General features: G+C 68.1%; 10 protein-coding genes. 2 read left to right on the forward strand and 8 right to left on the reverse strand.

Features of this window, described 5'->3' with window-relative positions:
• Nucleotides 1-4: 4 nt before the first annotated feature.
• On the reverse strand, nt 5-1,726 hold the full coding sequence (locus tag EC845_RS00530) for a bifunctional protein-serine/threonine kinase/phosphatase (protein ID WP_123295319.1): 1,722 nt from the start codon (nt 1,724-1,726) through the stop codon (nt 5-7).
• A 341-nt stretch (nt 1,727-2,067) separates the two neighbouring features.
• On the opposite strand from EC845_RS00530, the gene nirB reads away from it, so the two are divergent.
• Nucleotides 2,068-4,653: a nitrite reductase large subunit NirB gene (gene nirB, locus EC845_RS00535; RefSeq protein ID WP_123295273.1), complete on the forward strand. Its 2,586-nt coding sequence runs from the start codon at nt 2,068-2,070 to the stop codon at nt 4,651-4,653.
• 153 nt (nt 4,654-4,806) lie between these two features.
• Here the strand turns inward: nirB and EC845_RS00540 are convergent, their stop codons facing one another.
• The 7 genes from EC845_RS00540 to imuA all read right to left on the reverse strand — a co-directional run bounded on the left by EC845_RS00540 (nt 4,807) and on the right by imuA (nt 13,373).
• On the reverse strand, nt 4,807-5,019 hold the full coding sequence (locus tag EC845_RS00540) for a CsbD family protein (protein WP_123295274.1): 213 nt from the start codon (nt 5,017-5,019) through the stop codon (nt 4,807-4,809).
• 97 nt (nt 5,020-5,116) lie between these two features.
• Complete coding sequence (locus EC845_RS00545; protein ID WP_123295275.1) at nt 5,117-5,515, reverse strand: hypothetical protein; 399 nt, start codon at nt 5,513-5,515, stop codon at nt 5,117-5,119.
• Between the two features lie 238 nt (nt 5,516-5,753).
• Nucleotides 5,754-6,326: a manganese efflux pump MntP family protein gene (locus EC845_RS00550; RefSeq protein WP_123295276.1), complete on the reverse strand. Its 573-nt coding sequence runs from the start codon at nt 6,324-6,326 to the stop codon at nt 5,754-5,756.
• 351 nt (nt 6,327-6,677) lie between these two features.
• Nucleotides 6,678-7,799 carry a hypothetical protein gene (locus EC845_RS00555; protein WP_123295277.1) on the reverse strand — a complete coding sequence of 374 codons (1,122 nt, stop codon included), beginning with the start codon at nt 7,797-7,799 and terminating at the stop codon, nt 6,678-6,680.
• Between the two features lie 38 nt (nt 7,800-7,837).
• The gene (locus EC845_RS00560; protein WP_123295278.1) at nt 7,838-11,107 is read right to left on the reverse strand and encodes an error-prone DNA polymerase; all 3,270 of its coding nucleotides are present in this window, start codon (nt 11,105-11,107) and stop codon (nt 7,838-7,840) included.
• Between the two features lie 36 nt (nt 11,108-11,143).
• Nucleotides 11,144-12,535, reverse strand: coding sequence for a DNA polymerase Y family protein (locus EC845_RS00565; protein ID WP_233597880.1), 1,392 nt, complete (start codon nt 12,533-12,535; stop codon nt 11,144-11,146).
• Nucleotides 12,498-13,373, reverse strand: coding sequence for a translesion DNA synthesis-associated protein ImuA (imuA, locus tag EC845_RS00570; protein WP_123295279.1), 876 nt, complete (start codon nt 13,371-13,373; stop codon nt 12,498-12,500). The genes EC845_RS00565 and imuA overlap by 38 nt, the downstream gene beginning before the upstream one ends.
• 181 nt (nt 13,374-13,554) lie before the next feature.
• Here imuA and EC845_RS00575 point away from each other — a divergent pair, with 181 nt between their 5' ends.
• Entirely contained in the window at nt 13,555-15,870 is a 2,316-nt protein-coding gene (locus EC845_RS00575) for an ATP-dependent DNA helicase (RefSeq protein ID WP_123295280.1), read from the forward strand.
• Nucleotides 15,871-15,884: the final 14 nt, after the last annotated feature.

A 15,884-nucleotide genomic window follows, 5' to 3' on the forward strand; every position in this document is an offset into this window, starting at 1 on the left:
CGCCTCAGCGCGGCAGGAACAGCATCCAGTAGACCAGCAACACATTGAGCACCACGCTGGCCGCCAGCGCCGCCTTCCAGCCCAGGGCCGGATCACGCGCCGCCAGCGGCGTCTGCCCGGGTGGCGGCAAGGGCCGTGCGGCACCGCGCTCGAGCGCCAGCAGCAGCTCCTCGGCGGTCTCGAAACGGTCGTCCACACGCCGTGAAACCGCCTTGAGCACGATGGCATCGAGCCAGATCGGCACCTGCGGATTGTGCCGGCTGGGGGCGATCGGATCGCGCCAATAGCGGCCCCGTTGATACGGGATCACTTCGCCATAGGGCAGCCGTCCGCCGCTCAACAGCCGGTACAGCGTCACCCCCAGCGCAAACAGGTCGCTGCGGGCGTCGGCCGGTACCGGCGGATCGTCCCACTGTTCCGGATTGACGTAGCTGGCCGTGCCGGCATGCAGGGCCCGCACCGCTTCGGGTTCGCGGCCCGTCAGCGCCACACCCAGGTCGAGCAGGCGCAGCACGCCATCGCGGCCCTGGTGCAGATTGGCCGGCTTGACATCCCGGTGCACGACACCTTGCCGGTGCAGAAAGCCGAGCACCCGTGCCGCCTGCCGCCCCATCGCCAGCACCTGCTCCACGCTGGCGACTTCGCGCCGCGCCAGGGCCTGTTCCAGCGTATGCCCCTCCACCCATTCATACAGCAGGTAATGAGCCGAGGGCTCGCCCACCCGGGGCGCATGCAGCTTGACCAGGTGCGGCGCCGCCGGGCCGGTCTGCAGGTGGCCGGCCACCCACGCCTCGTGCGCCAGCGCCGCCCTTTCGTGGCGGTCGTGTGCGCGCTGGGCATGCAGGGCCTTGAGGGCGTACAGCTGGCCGCTGGCTTCGTCCCGCGCACGGTAGACCCGGTAGATGCCGCTGTCCGCCACCAGTTCTTCGATGCTCAATCCGTCGATCGCCGCACCGGGCTTGAGCAGCGGCAACGCCGGCAGTTGCAAGGCGCGGCGCGTCACGTCGTCCAGCGTCGCCGCCTCGACCTGGCGCACGCAGATCACCAGCGCCGTCAGGTTGTCCTGGCTGCCGTCGCGCCACGCCGCATCGGCGAGTGCGTCGGCCAGTGCCTGCGCGGCCACCGGGGGCTGCTGCGCCGCCAGCCGCGCCAGCCGGCGTGCCGACAGCCGGCCATGCACACCGTCCGACAGCAGGATGAAGACATCCCCTGCCAGCACCTCGCCCTGCCGGTAATCCACCGCCAGCCGGTCCTCCAGCCCCACTGCCCGCGACAGCCGGTGCGAGAAATCCCGCCCGCCCATCACATGGTCTTCGGTCAATTGCTCCAGCCGCCCCTGGCGCAGCAGATACGCCCGTGTATCGCCGACATGGGCCAGCGTGTAGCTCTGCCCCCGCAGCACCAGCGCAGTGAGCGTCGTCAAGCCGTAAGCCGGTTGCCGGCGGCGGTTGATCCCGGCCAGCCAGGCATTCTGCGCCCCCAGGATGCGGTCGATGGCCACCGTGGGTTCCCAGGTGGCAGGCGTGCAGCCGTAGTCGCGAACCAGGCTGGTCACCGTGGTCTGCGCCGCTTCACGGCCCCAGCCTCCCGCGCTCACGCCATCGGCCACGGCAGCCAGCATGCCGTGCGCACCGTCGCCCGTCGGCAATTGCAACGCCACGAAATCCTCGTTGACCGAGGCTCGGCCGGCCCGGCTGGTGTGTCCGATGTCGAGATCAAATGGCATGGCGGGCATTGTGGCCGCATTTGCATGCAGGCCACCGCCAACGGCATGCCCGTCTGCATGGGCACCACTTTGGCGCAGCGCATGCACCACATGCGACCCGGATCGAAGCATTGCAGGGCAGCAAGGCCCCATCCGCACGGGTTTTGGCTGGCATCGAAATTGCATGACCTCGGGTACAGCATCCCGGCAATGGCGTCGGGATGCCGTCCAGGACAAAGGCGTCCGCGACACCCGGCTTGCAAGAGCTGGGCTTGTTGCGGGCGCCTTTTTGCTTTTGCAACCCGCGAACCGGTCACCGCGCTCCGCGCCCGGCCCGTTCGCCATACCCACGAGGAAGTCGCATGGCACACGCGACGCACAAGACACCCCGCAAACTGCTGGTCATCGGCAACGGCATGGTCGGCCACCGTTATCTCGAGGAACTGGTCAAGCGCCATCCCGACCTGCCCGCCGCCGGCCTGGAGGTGACGGTGCTGGGCGAAGAGCCCCGCCCGGCCTACGACCGCGTCCATCTCTCGGAGTTCTTCAGCGGCCGCAGCGCCGACGATCTTTCGCTGGTGCCGCCCGGCTTCTACGACCGGCCCGGCCTCACCCTGCGCCTCAACGCCCGTGTGCAATCCATCGAACGCCGCAACCACACGGTGATGCTGGCCGACGGCGACGTGCTGGATTACGACAAGCTGGTGCTGGCCACCGGTTCGGCGCCCTTCGTGCCCGGCGTGCCGGGGCGCGAGCGTCCGCACTGCTTTGTCTACCGCACCATCGAAGACCTCGAGGCCATGCAGGCCTCGGGTGCCAAGTCGCGCAGCGGCGTGGTGGTCGGCGGCGGCCTGCTGGGCCTGGAATGCGCCAAGGCCCTGCGCGACCTCGGTCTGGAAACGCATGTGGTCGAGTTCGCGCCCCGCCTGATGATGGTGCAGGTCGACGAAGGCGGCGGCCGCGTGCTGCGCAGCAAGATCGAAGCGCTGGGCGTGCACGTCCACACCAGCCGCAACACCGTCGAGATCACCGACGGCGCCACCGCCCGGCACCGCATGGTGTTTGCCGACGGGACCTGGCTGGAAACCGACATGATCGTGTTCTCGGCCGGCATCCGCGCCCGCGACGAACTCGCCCGCCAGAGCCTGCTGGCCGTCGGCCCCCGCGGTGGCGTGGCCGTCGACGACCAATGCCGCACCAGCGATGCCGACATCTACGCCATCGGCGAATGCGCAGCCTGGAAAGAGCAGGTCTTCGGCCTGGTCGCGCCCGGTTACGACATGGCACGGGTGGCCGTCGGCCATCTCTGCGAACAGCACGATGCCGCCTTCACCGGCGCCGACCTCAGCACCAAACTCAAGCTCATGGGCGTGGATGTCGCCAGCATCGGCGACGCCCACGGCAAGACCGCGGGCTGCCGCAGCTTCAGCTACACGGACGAGCTGCGCCAGATCTACAAACGCATCGTCGTCAGCGAAGACGGCAAACTCCTGCTCGGCGCCGTGCTGGTGGGCGATGCCACCGAATACAGCACGCTGCAGCAGATGATGCTCAACGCCATCGCGCTGCCCGAGGCTCCCGAACACCTCATCCTGCCCGCCAGCGACGGCGCGGCCAAGCCCGGCCTCGGCGTCGATTCGCTGCCCGACAGCGCCCAGATGTGCTCGTGCAACAACGTCAGCAAGGGCCAGTTGTGCGCAGCCATCGCCGACGGCGCGCACACCATCGGCGACCTCAAGGCCTGCAGCAAGGCCGGCACCTCGTGCGGCGGCTGCGTGCCGCTGGTCACGCAGGTGCTCAAGGCCGAACTCAAGCGCCAGGGGGTGGCGGTCAACAACCATCTGTGCGAACACTTTCCCTACTCGCGCCAGGAGCTTCACCACCTGGTGCGCGTGGGCAAGATCCGCACCTTTGCCGACCTGCTCCACAAGCATGGCAAGGGCCACGGCTGCGACATCTGCAAGCCCACAGCCGCCAACATCCTGGCCAGCTGCTGGAACGACTTTGTCCTCAACCGCGACCAGGCGCCGCTGCAAGACAGCAACGACTACTTCCTCGGCAACATCCAGAAAGACGGCACCTACTCCATCGTGCCCCGCGTGGCTGCCGGCGAAATCACGCCCGACCAGCTCATCACCATCGGTCAGGTCGCCAAGCGCTACAGCCTCTACACCAAGATCACGGGCGGCCAGCGCATCGATCTGTTCGGCGCCCAGGTCCATGAGCTGCCGCTGATCTGGCGCGAGCTGGTCGACGCCGGCTTCGAATCCGGCCATGCCTACGGCAAATCGCTGCGTACCGTGAAAAGCTGCGTCGGCTCGACGTGGTGCCGCTACGGCGTGCAGGACTCGGTGGGCATGGCCCTGCAACTGGAAAACCGCTACAAGGGCCTGCGCTCGCCGCACAAGATCAAGTTCGGCGTGTCGGGCTGCACCCGCGAATGTGCCGAGGCACAAGGCAAGGACGTCGGCATCATCGCCACCGAACGCGGCTGGAACCTATACGTCTGCGGCAACGGCGGCATGAAACCGCGTCACGCCGAACTGCTGGCCGTCGACCTCGACGACGCCACACTGATCCGCATGGTCGACCGTTTCCTGATGTTCTACATCCGCACCGCGGACCGCCTGCAACGCACCAGCACCTGGCGCGACAACCTCGAGGGCGGCCTCGCGTACCTCAAGTCCGTGGTGCTCGACGACAGCCTGGGCATCGCCGCCGAACTCGAGGCCGAGATGTCGCATGTCGTCGGCACCTATGCCTGCGAATGGAAAAAAGCCGTCGACGACCCCGCCGTCGTCAAACGCCTGCGCACCTTCGTCAACAGCGACGCCGGTGACGACAACGTGGTTTTCGTTCAAGAGCGCGGACAGATCCGCCCGGCCACGCCCGTCGAGAAACGCGCGCGCTTCAAAGGCATCCCGGTGGTCGCCGAAGCCACGGTCTGAGTCGAAAGACAGGCGACGCCCAACGCAAAGACCCACCGGTCCGATGGGATCCGGTGGGTCTTTGCAGGCTGTGGGCAGGCGTTAAAACAGGCGAGCCTTCGGCCTTGAGGGTTCAGTGGCCGCTCGTCTCACCGAGCGGCCGGGAACGATCGCTCAGGGCAGCCAGGTGCCCGAACGGCCATGCCAGTCGTTGACTTGCTTGTCGGCTTCGTCCTTGGTGATGCCGTAGCGTTCCTGGATCTTGCCGGACAGTTGTTCGCGCTTGCCGGCGATCACGTCAAAGTCGTCGTCCGTGAGCTTTCCCCACTGTTCCTTGACGTTGCCCTTGAGTTGTTTCCAATTGCCTTCGATGCGGTCCCAGTTCATGGTGATCTCCTATGGATGTCGGATTGCTTGTTCTGATTCGGTGTAGACGCCCGGGATACCTCGGCAGCCCGGGCAGAGCCACTGCGTTCAAATGCCCTCAGGGCTTTTGCATGGTGCGGCCCGAGTTCGACATGCCGCGCGTGTCGTTCTTGTCACGCGGGGTGTGGGTCATGCCCGTGGTGCCCGTGGCGGGTGTGGGCGTGGTGCCGGCGCTGGGCACCGGAGCCACTTGGTTGGGCTGGTTCATCGTGGTGCCGGAACCGGCCATGCCTGCACCCGAGCCACCGGCCGGCGTGCTGTTCGAGGGACGGACGCCGGTGGTGCCGGCTGCATTGGTTGCAGCGCTGCCCGGAGGCGTCGTGGCCTGCTGGGTGTAGCCCGAGTTGGACTGGCCGGTAGCCTGAGGTGCGGGGGTCTGCTGGGCCAGCACTGACATGCTGCCAGTGACCAGCATGGCGGCTGCGGTGGTGCTGATGATTTTCTTGATGGCGGTCATTGCGAGTGCTCCTTTGCTTGGGGTAGGTCCGGATGCCTTGCGATGGGTCTGCAAATCGATCCGGTGACTCAGTTGTAAGGCCATCCGCACCCGCATTTTGTAGGCTGCAATGCCAGCTCCGCGTCCCATTCCAGCAAGCTGGGAGCCCCCTCACAAGGGCGCTGCCCCCTCTCCTACCGGGGGGGTGCGTCACAGTGCCGCTTCGTGCTTTTCAGGGGGCTTGGTGCACCTGTATCGGTCAGTCCAGCACCATCAGGTGTTCGTAGAGGATGGCACAGCCGATGCCCAGCAGCACCAGCCCGCCCACGATCTCGGCACGGCGGCCGACCACCAGGCCCATGACGCGTCCCAGCATCACGCCCAGCGTGACCATCACAAAAGTCGCCAGGCCGATGCACACCGCCACGGGCACGATGGGCACATCCAGGAAAGCCAGGCTCACGCCCACGGCCATGGCATCGATGCTGGTGGCAAAGCCGGTGGCGGCCAAGGTCCAGAAACCATGCTGTGCCGGCTTGCGCGGCAGGTGGTCGGGCTGGCCGCTCAGGCCGGCGTAGATGGTACGTCCGCCCAGAATGGCGAGCAGTGCAAACGCGATCCAGTGGTCCCAGGCCTGGATGTAGCTGGCCGCGCCCAGGCCCAGCGCCCAGCCGACGACCGGCGTGATGGCCTCGATGACACCAAAGATGGCACCTGTGCGCAAGGCATCGCGCCACTGCGGCCGGCGCAGTTCCGAGCCTTTGACGATGGCCGCCGCAAATGCATCGGTGGACATGGCAAGCGCCAGCAACAGGGTGGAAACAGCAGTCATGGGTACATCGTTCGGGGCGGCTGGGGCACACACAGGCATGCCTCCATCGCCCAGCCGGAACGGAAAACATGCCCATGGTCTCGCCGGATCCGCTGCACGGCGTGCGTGTGCGGATCTACCCGCGCCATGGTTCGTCACGAACCAATCATGTTGACGCGGGCGCCGGCCGTGCGCGTTGCACCGCCGACAGGCTACTCCCCAAGGGAGTGGCGACTATAGCGGCGCCCGCGGCCCAGCAGACCGGCGGCCCCGGGGTGCGTATTGGTATCGGTCACGAAAGGCAAAAAACCGGCGAAAATAGAGTCATGGTTCGGCGGTATAGCCTGGGCTATCAGTGTTAGCTGGCACTGGCTAGATGCTATCGATTTCATTACCCTGCTCGGACAGGCTGTCCTGCCCATCCAGGGCGCCGCCCGATCCCGGCGGCATGGGTGTGGCCCTCGCCAGCGCCATCCACACATGAAACGGCAGACCCGTGGCTGCACGCCTTGGGGCCATGCGCGCCACCACCAGCCGATCGCCCACCGCCACCATCACACCGCACTCCAGCGGCACCTCGTTGGGATCGGCAATGGCCCGGCCCCGCGCATCCTGGCCGAGCACATACCAGCACTGCCCGCCCAGCCCCAGGTAGGCCGCACGCTTGTCGGTTTTCTTCAGGTCGCCCAGCAGATCGGCGCGGCTGACCTTGATCTCGTGCACGATGGGGTCGAGGTAAGCCGGCACGCTCGAATTGCGGATCGAGAACACGTCGGGCCGGCAGAGTTTCCATTGCGCACGCGCCTCGTCCGGCAGACCCAGACCCAGCGCCGCATCGTCGCCGTCGAGCAGGCTGCGCGGCTGCGCCGAAGGCCCTGTCGACGCCCTCGCCCCTCTAGACCCTGCGACCGAGGCCGATGAAGCCATGGCAACCGTGGCAAGCGAGGACGCCGCGCCTTCATCCGCTGCATGGGCCTCGCCCCCTTCTTCCGGCCTGGCCGAGGGCATGACCAGACCGGCCGCGGCCGACACATCGGCACGCAACGAGAGCCCCTGCCAGACGATGCGGCCATCGCGCTGCATGCGTTCGGCCACCAGACCGACCAGGGTTTCATGGGCGCTGCGTGCCGCCCGGTTCTGCTGACTGGCCTGCGCCAGATGGCGCACCCCCGCATCGGTCAGGCGCACGGTTTCGTGGCCCTGCGAACTGCAGCGGCGCTCCAGCAGACCGGCCGCAAGAAGGTCGGCTTCGAGGATGTCGTGGCAAGGCCAGCCCGCGGAGCGGAAGACTTCGCGCAGGCGCTGGGCATGGCGGCGCGTGAGCGAGGTGCACGCCGCCAGCGCGCCGCCCCTGACGACAAAATCCGAACCGGAGGGCACATTCGCCGCGGCCGCAGCAGTGGCGGTTGCGGTTGCGGTCGCAGTGGCGGCGACGGCATTGAAAGCCGCAGCGGGGGTGGCGGTGGGGGTCGCAGTGGAGGACAGGGTGTTCATGGCTTCGTGTATCAAAGGGGTTGTCGTCACGTCATCCGTCAACGGAAATCTCGGCTCTTGTCGGTGCTCAGCCGTCCCAGCAGGGGGGTCAGATCCCACAGGCGATCGGCCACCAGATTGCAGACGCTGTCCTGCTTCTGCCACTGGCCTCGTACCGCCAGCAGGCGGGCACCCAGCAGGATCTGGCGCTGGCGGTCGCGCAGGCTTTTCCAGACGATGACCTGCACCGTGCCATGTTCGTCCTCGAGCGAGACGAACACCGTGCCTTTGGCCGTGCCCGGCTGCTGGCGCAGCGTCACGATGCCGGCGGTCCAGGCGCGATCGCCGTCGCCCACCTGCTGCGCGAGCTCTGCCGACGACATCCAGCGCCCGCGCCGCAGCCGCTCGCGCAGCAGGGCCAGCGGATGCCTGCGCAGCGTCAGGCCCAGGGCCGCATAGTCCCAGACGATGTCTTCGCCTTCCGCTGCGGCAGGCAGGCTGAGCTGCCGTTCGTCGATGCGGGCCTGGCGCAGCACGGGCGGCGGCGCATGCTGCGCGGCGGCATCCCACACCTGCTGGCGGCGATGCCCGCTGAGCGAGGCCAGCGCATCGGCCGCAGCCAGCAGTTTCATCTCGTGCAGTTGCAGGCCGGCGCGTTGGGCCAGGTCGCCCGCATCGGTAAAAGGCCTTTGCGCACGGGCCACCACGATGCGCATGGCACTGGCATGCCCCAGCCCCGACACCAGCCGCAGCCCCAACCGGATGGCAGGCTGCGGCCGGCGGTGCAGTTCCTCGAGCGTGCAATCGCTGTCGCTGTGGCAGACATCCACCGCCCGCACTTCCACTGCGTGGCGGCGTGCGTCCTGCACCAGTTGGCTGGGCGTGTAGAAACCCAGCGGCTGGGAGTTGAGCAACGCGGCCAGAAAGATCGCCGGTTCGTGGCACTTGATCCAGCACGACGCATACACCAGCAGCGCAAAGCTGGCTGCATGGCTTTCCGGAAAACCGTACTCGCCGAAACCCTGGATCTGCTTGAACAGCCGATCGGCAAAGTCCTGCGAGAAGCCGTTGCCGAGCAAACCCTCGGTCAGCTTCTTCTGGAAGCGATGCACACCCCCTTTGCGCCGCCAGGCCGCCATCGAACGGCGCAACGCATCGGCTTCATCGGCCGAGAAATCGGCCCCGTCGATCGCGACCTGCATCACCTGCTCCTGAAAGATGGGGATGCCCAGCGTGCGCGAAAGCGCCGCATGAAGCAGCGGATCGGGGGGGATCGACTTGCCCTTGCGATCAAGCGCGCGCTGCTCGAGATAAGGGTGGACCATGCCCCCTTGAATCGGCCCCGGCCGCACGATGGCGACCTCGACCACCAGGTCGTAGTAGGTGCGCGGCCTCAGGCGCGGCAGCATGCTTTGCTGCGCACGGCTCTCGATCTGGAAAACGCCGATGGTGTCGGCGTTGCAGATCATGTCGAAGGTGGCCTCGTCCTTCTGGGGCACGGTCGCCAGCCCCAGCTCGCGGCCATGTCGCAGCGCATACAGGTCGAAGGATTTGCGCAAGGCCGTCAGCATGCCCAGGGCCAGCACATCGACCTTGAGCAGCCCGACCGTGTCGAGATCGTCCTTGTCCCATTCGATGACGGTGCGATGGGCCATGCTGGCGTTCTCGATCGGCACCACACGCGACAGCGGTTCGCTGGTCAGCACAAAACCGCCCGTGTGCTGCGACAGATGACGAGGAAAACCGATGAGCTTGCCCGTGAGCTCGAGCAGCTGCCGCACGGCGGCGTCGTCGGTCTGCAAGCCGAGCTCGGCCAGGCGTTCGGGGCGCACCGCCTGACCATCCCACCACTTGTGGCTGCGGGCCAGCGCTTCGACCAGCTCGGTCTCGAAACCCAGCGCCTTGCCCACATCGCGGATCGCCGAGCGCGGCTGGTAGCGGATGACGGTGGCCGTCAGCGCGGCGCGGTCGCGGCCGTATTTTTTGTAGAGGTATTGAATGACCTCTTCGCGTCGCTCGTGTTCGAAATCGACATCGATGTCGGGCGGCTCGCGCCGCTCGCGGCTGATGAAACGCTCGATCAACAGGCGGGTCTCGCTCGGGTTGACGGCGGTGATGCGAAGGCAATAACAGACGATGCTGTTGGCCGCCGAACCCCGCCCCTGGCAGAGGATGCCCTGCTCGGTGGCAAAACGCACGATGTCGTAGACCGTGAGGAAATAATGCTCGTAGCCCAGTTCGGAGATGAGCCCCAGCTCTTTCTCGATCAGCGCCACATGCTCGGGATCGATGCCGTCCGGCCAGCGCTGGCGGGCCCCTTCATAGGTGGCCTGCCGCAGATAACTCGCCGGCGTATGGCCTTCGGGCACGACTTCGTGCGGATACACATGGCGCAGTTCGCTCAGCGAGAAATGGCAGCGCTCGGCCACCCGCAAGGTCTCGGCGATGAGATCGGCCCCATACAGCAGGCCCAATGCGCTGCGCTGGCGCAAATGGCGTGCGGCATTGCGCTGCAGGGCGTAACCGCATTCGGCGACGGGTTTGTTCAGGCGGATGGCCGTCATCACGTCCTGCAGCGGCTGGCGCGAGCGCACATGCATCCACACATCGCCCACGGCCACCAGCGGAATCGCGGTGAGCGCCCCCAGCGCACGCAGGCGGGCCAGCCAGGCCTCGTCGTCGATGCGCCTGTACAAGGCGGCCCCCAGCCAGCAGCGGCCCATGAAATGGCTCAGCATCCACTCGCCCCAGACCTGCATCTGGCTGTCCCGCGCCAACCGCGGCGGCACCAGAATGGCCACGCAATCGCGCAAGGCCGCGCCGTCGACCTGGCTGCGGTTGAGCCGGTAGCTGCCCTTGACCGAAGCACGCCGCAACTGCGTGATGAAGGCACACAGGTTGCCGTAGCCCTCGCGGTTGCAGGCCAGCAGCACCAGGCGGGGCGCGTGCTCGTGGGGCTGGTCAGGATCGGGGGCCTGATCGTCCTCGTGCACCACGAACTGCGAACCGATGAGCAGACGCGGCCGCGGCCAGGGCGGTGTGTCGGGCTCGGCATCGTCCAGCGTCTTGGCGGCCGGGTCTTCGACGTATTCGGCATACGCCCGCACCACCCCGGCCATCGAGCACTCGTCGGTCAGGGCCAGGGCCGAATAGCCCAGCCGCCAGGCGCGGTCCACCAGTTCCTCGGGCTGACTGGCCCCCTTGAGAAAAGAAAAATTGCTCAGGCAGCACAGCTCGGCATAACCCGGCAAGCCGTCGTGCGCAACGCCCTCCACGGGCGGCAGCACGGCACCCGGGGATGGAGGCAGGGGGGGAATTGAAAACGCCATGGAACAAGGGCCGTCGGGTGTGCGCGATGGGCGTCTTCAGCCGAAACGGCCGTGGAGATACCAGGCCGTGTCGTCGCGCGCCAGGCGCTGCTGGAACACCCACAGCAAACCCGCCGATGCACTGTGCGCCAGCCAGTAATCGCGCGCCACGCCCTGGGGCTGCCCGGGGGTGCCTGCCGCATCGCCGCAGCCCCACCAGCCCGATTCGATGCGGTCGGGCCCCAGCAGCAACTGCAACGGCCCCTGGTAGAGCGGCAGCTCGCCCTGCATGGCCAGGCGCAGCGGCTGCGCCAGTTGCCAGCACGGCAAAGGCCACGCCAGCGGGGGCGTGCCGGGGGCCGCACGTGGGTCGGCAGGCGGCTGCCACTGCTGCATCCACTCCAGGCGGTGATCGGCCACCAGCACCGGCCGTTCGATGGCCTCGGCGCCCAGGCGTGCCGCAATGCGCTCGAGCGTCTGAGCGCAGGATTCGGCCTGTGCGCTGCGTTCGGGCAGCAGACTGGCGTTGTCGAGCACCAGGGGCTGGGTGCGCTCGACCTGCAGCACCAGATCGCTCACCGGCGCCTCGAGCGTGACGTGGGCCAGACGTTCGGCCAGCAGGCGGCCCAGATGGCGCACGTCCTGGCTGGGCTGGGCCGAACGCACCGTCAGTTCGCCGCCGGGACCGCAATCGCGCGCCCGAAAGCTGTCGTGCAGCCAGCGCAGCGTCAGCGTGTCGGCACCGGCCTGGCGTGCCGTCAGCCAGCCGCGCAATTGCAGCAGCAGGCGCTCGGCCCCCGCCATGAGGGCCTCCGCCTGCTCCACCCGGGCCAGCAATTCGAGCCGGGCTTCGAACACATCGGGCAAGCTCAGCCAGACATGGCTTTCGGGCTGCAGGCCATAGGCCTGATCGAGCGCATCCAGCAGCTCGGCATCGAAGCGGCGCGCCAATCCAGCACGCGGCAAGCGGCGCACGTCGCCCAGGGTCTGGCAGCCCAGCCGGGCCAGGGTGGGCCGATGCCGGGCCACGGCGCTCAGCACCTGCAACGGCAGACGGTCGAGCCAGGGAATGGCCACACCCTCGAGATCCGGCTGCTCGCCATCCAGGCCCACCGCATCCACAGACGCTGCAAGCCCCCGGATGCGCGGCGCGCCCTGCCGGTGCAACGCCCGCGCACGCGCCTTGGCCAGCGCGGCCAGGCCGGTGGGCGCCCAGCCCAGATCGCACACCCCCAGGGCCGTGGCCAAATCGGCCACCTGCCGGTGCAGGGCCGCAGCGCCGCCAAACAGCCGCAGGCTGGCCTGGGCCTCGATCAGCACGGCCTCCTCGAACACCGCCACACGCGGGCTGAAGGCCAGCATGCCCAAGCCCAGTTCGTGTGCGCCGACCGGGTGCAGCCCGGCCTGCGCCTCAGTGGCGGGCAGCAACGCGGCCCAATGCCCGGTCATGGGTGGACTCCTGTGGCAACGGTGCGGGGGCCAGGGGGCCTTGAAGCACCTGGGTCTGGGTCGGGGACTGCGCTTCGGCAAGGACCGAGGCAGCGATCGCGTCGTGGGCCGGCGTCTCTTCCTGCCCCCGGCGGAGACGCGGCGGCAGCACCGCCTGCAAGGCGGGCGGCACGGCCAGCAGCCGCAGGGGCTGCGTATGCCCTGCCCCGCGCCGCTTGAGGATGTGCACCGACAGATGCCAGCAGCCATCGAGCGCCACGGCCAACCGAAGCGGTGCCGGCGACGCTTCGCGGCGGCACGCCAGCGGACGGATCACGAACGTGGGCGCCAGCCCGGACTGCGCATGCACCTGCAGCCGGCGCAGGTGCTCGGGCCGGGCCTGCGGCAGCCAGGCCACCACGGCACCCCGAACATCGGATTTGACCAGTTGTTCGGCCGCCCACAGCCGCTGGGCCTGGCTGGCGGCGGCGATGCGAACCAGCCGCTGCGGCGGCAGGCCCAACTGGGCCAGTCCGGCCGCCTGCAGCGGCTGGGGCGGAGCCACCAGCATCAAATCGCCCCGCGCCGCCAATGCCGCCAGCGCCGGGCCCAGCAATCGCCATTCGCAGGCCACATCGGGGGGCAGCAGAATCTCGATCAAGCCCCGCAAAGGCCAGCCGCCGCCGGGCAGCTCGGCATCGAGCGCGGCAAAGCCCGTGCCCACGCCCTCTTCGGCCTGAGCCGAGAGATGCGCCCAGTCGCTGCCACGCCACACGGCCTGGGCCAGCCGGCCAGGCAAAGCCAGGGCCGCGGCGGCAGGCCCAGGCGAGTGTGTAGAGGTGGGTAACGGAGGGGTCATTGCGATAACTGTATTTATGAACAGTATATCAACACACTCCTTGACAGTGTCAAGCGCAATACATTCCCGGGTGTGCGCAGATGATACTGTTTTTTTACACAGTTATGATAGGCTGATGGCCTTCCCCCTCAGCCTCCCGCCAACGGGGGCCGTTTCTTCGTCCCATCCGCCGGCGCCGTCCATGTCCACCTACACCGTTGCTGTCCGCACCCTGTGCGCGTTCACTGCGCGCGAAGGCGACCTGGACCAGGGCCTGGGCTTCGGCCCCAGCGCACAAGAGGGCATCGAAGGCCACCAGTGGATCGCCAGCCGCCGCGGCGAGCACTACGAATCCGAAATCACGCTGTCGGCCGATCACGGCGCCCTGCATGTACGCGGCCGGGCCGACGGCTACGACCCCCGCCTCGGCCGGCTCGAAGAGGTCAAGACCTTCCGCGGCGATCTCGACAGGCTGCCCGCCCAGCGCCGTGCCCTGCACTGGGCCCAGGCCCGGGTCTACGGCGCCATGCTGTGCCAGGCCCGCGGGCTCGAATCGCTGCGGGTGGCCCTGGTCTACTTCGACATCGACCGCCAGCGCGAAACCGTCATCGAGCAAACCCACAGCGCCGCCGAACTGCAAAGTCACCTCGACCGGCATTGCGCCCTGTTCCTGGCCTGGGCAGAACAAGAACTCGCGCACCGGCAGGCCCGCGATGCGGCCATGGCCGCCCTCACCTTCCCGCATCCGCAGTTCCGCCAGGGCCAGCGCCCGCTGGCGGAGGCCGTGTTCCGCGCAGCCAAATCGGGCCGCTGCCTCAGCGTCCAGGCGCCCACCGGCATCGGCAAGACCGTCGGCACCCTGTTTCCCCTGCTCAAGGCCATGCCCGGCCAGCAACTCGACAAGATCTTCTACCTCACCGCCAAAACCCCCGGCCGGCAACTGGCCCTGCACGCGCTGGGCCAATTGCTGCCGGCGCTGGATAAGCCCGAGCCCCCGCTGCCCCCCGGCACACCCCGCGTGCTCGAACTCACCGCACGCGAAAAAGCCTGCGAAAACCCCGGCGCCGCCTGCCGGGGCGACGAATGCCCGCTGGCCCAGGGCTTCTACGACCGGCTGCCTGCCGCGCGGCTCCAGGCCGTGCATCGCGTGCGTCTCGACAAAACCACGCTGCGCGGCGTGGCGCTGGCCCATCAGGTCTGCCCCTACTACCTGGCACAAGAGCTCATCCCCTGGAGCGACGTCGTCGTCGGCGACTACAACCATTACTTCGACAGCAGCGCCGTGCTGCGCGCCTTGGCCGTCGAAGAAGACTGGCGCACCGCCCTGCTGGTCGACGAGGCCCACAACCTGCTCGACCGGGCCCGCGGCATGTTCAGCGCCGAACTGCACGGCGCCAGCCTGCGCTCGGTGCGCCGCGCCACGCCGCGCCTCAAGCGCAGTTGGGACCGCATCGCCCGCGCCTGGCAGGGCTGGCTCAAGACCCGCGACGCCACCCTCGCCTACCAGGCCAGCGACGACCTGCCCGACAGCCTCGTCGAAGCCCTGCGCCTGAGCGCCGCCGACATCGCCGATCACCTCGTCCACCACCCCGAGGCGCTCGAGGGCGAGGTGCAGCAGTTCTTCTTCGACATGCTGCACGTGGTGCGCCTGGCCGATCAGTTCGGCCCCCATTCCATCGTCGACCTGCACCAAGATTTGCAGGCCCCCACGCGCGACCGCATGGCGCGCTGCATGCTGTGCATCCGCAATGTGGTGCCGGCCCCTTTTCTGCGGCCCAGCCTGGCGCTGGCGCACACGGCCACGCTGTTTTCGGCCACCTTCGGCCCGCCCGAGTTCTATGCCGACATGCTCGGCCTGCCCGACGACCGGGCGCACATCGATGTCGAATCGCCTTTCGATGCGCAGCAGCTCGAGGTGCATGTGGCCCGCCACATCTCCACCCGCTACAACCGCCGCAGTGCCTCGATCGCCCCCATGGTGGCGCTGATGGCCCGGCAGTACACCCAGCGGCCCGGCAACTACCTGGCGTTCTTCAGCAGCTTCGACTACCTCGACCAGGTCGCCACCGCCTTTGCCACGGCCTGGCCCGACATCCCCACCTGGCAGCAATCGCGCCGCATGGACGAATCCGCGCGCGAGCAGTTCCTGGCCCGCTTCGAGGCCGGCGGCCAGGGCATCGCCTTTGCCGTGCTGGGCGGCGCATTCGCCGAGGGCATCGACCTGCCCGGCAACCGGCTCATCGGCGCCTTCGTCGCCACCCTGGGGCTGCCGCAGATCAACCCCGTCAACGAACAGTTCCGCGAGCGCCTCGAATCGCTTTTCGGGCGCGGCTACGATTACACCTACCTGTATCCCGGACTGCAGAAAGTGGTTCAGGCCGCCGGCCGCGTCATCCGCACCACGCAAGACGAAGGCAGCATCCACCTCATCGACGACCGCTACGCCCGGCCCGATGTACAGGCGCTGCTGCCCGTGTGGTGGGACGTGCCGGGACGACACACCGCCACGTCGTCGTGACGGCGCCGGTCACG

Source organism: Comamonas sp. BIGb0124 (genome assembly GCF_003752175.1).
Taxonomy (GTDB): Bacteria; Pseudomonadota; Gammaproteobacteria; order Burkholderiales; family Burkholderiaceae_C; genus Comamonas_F.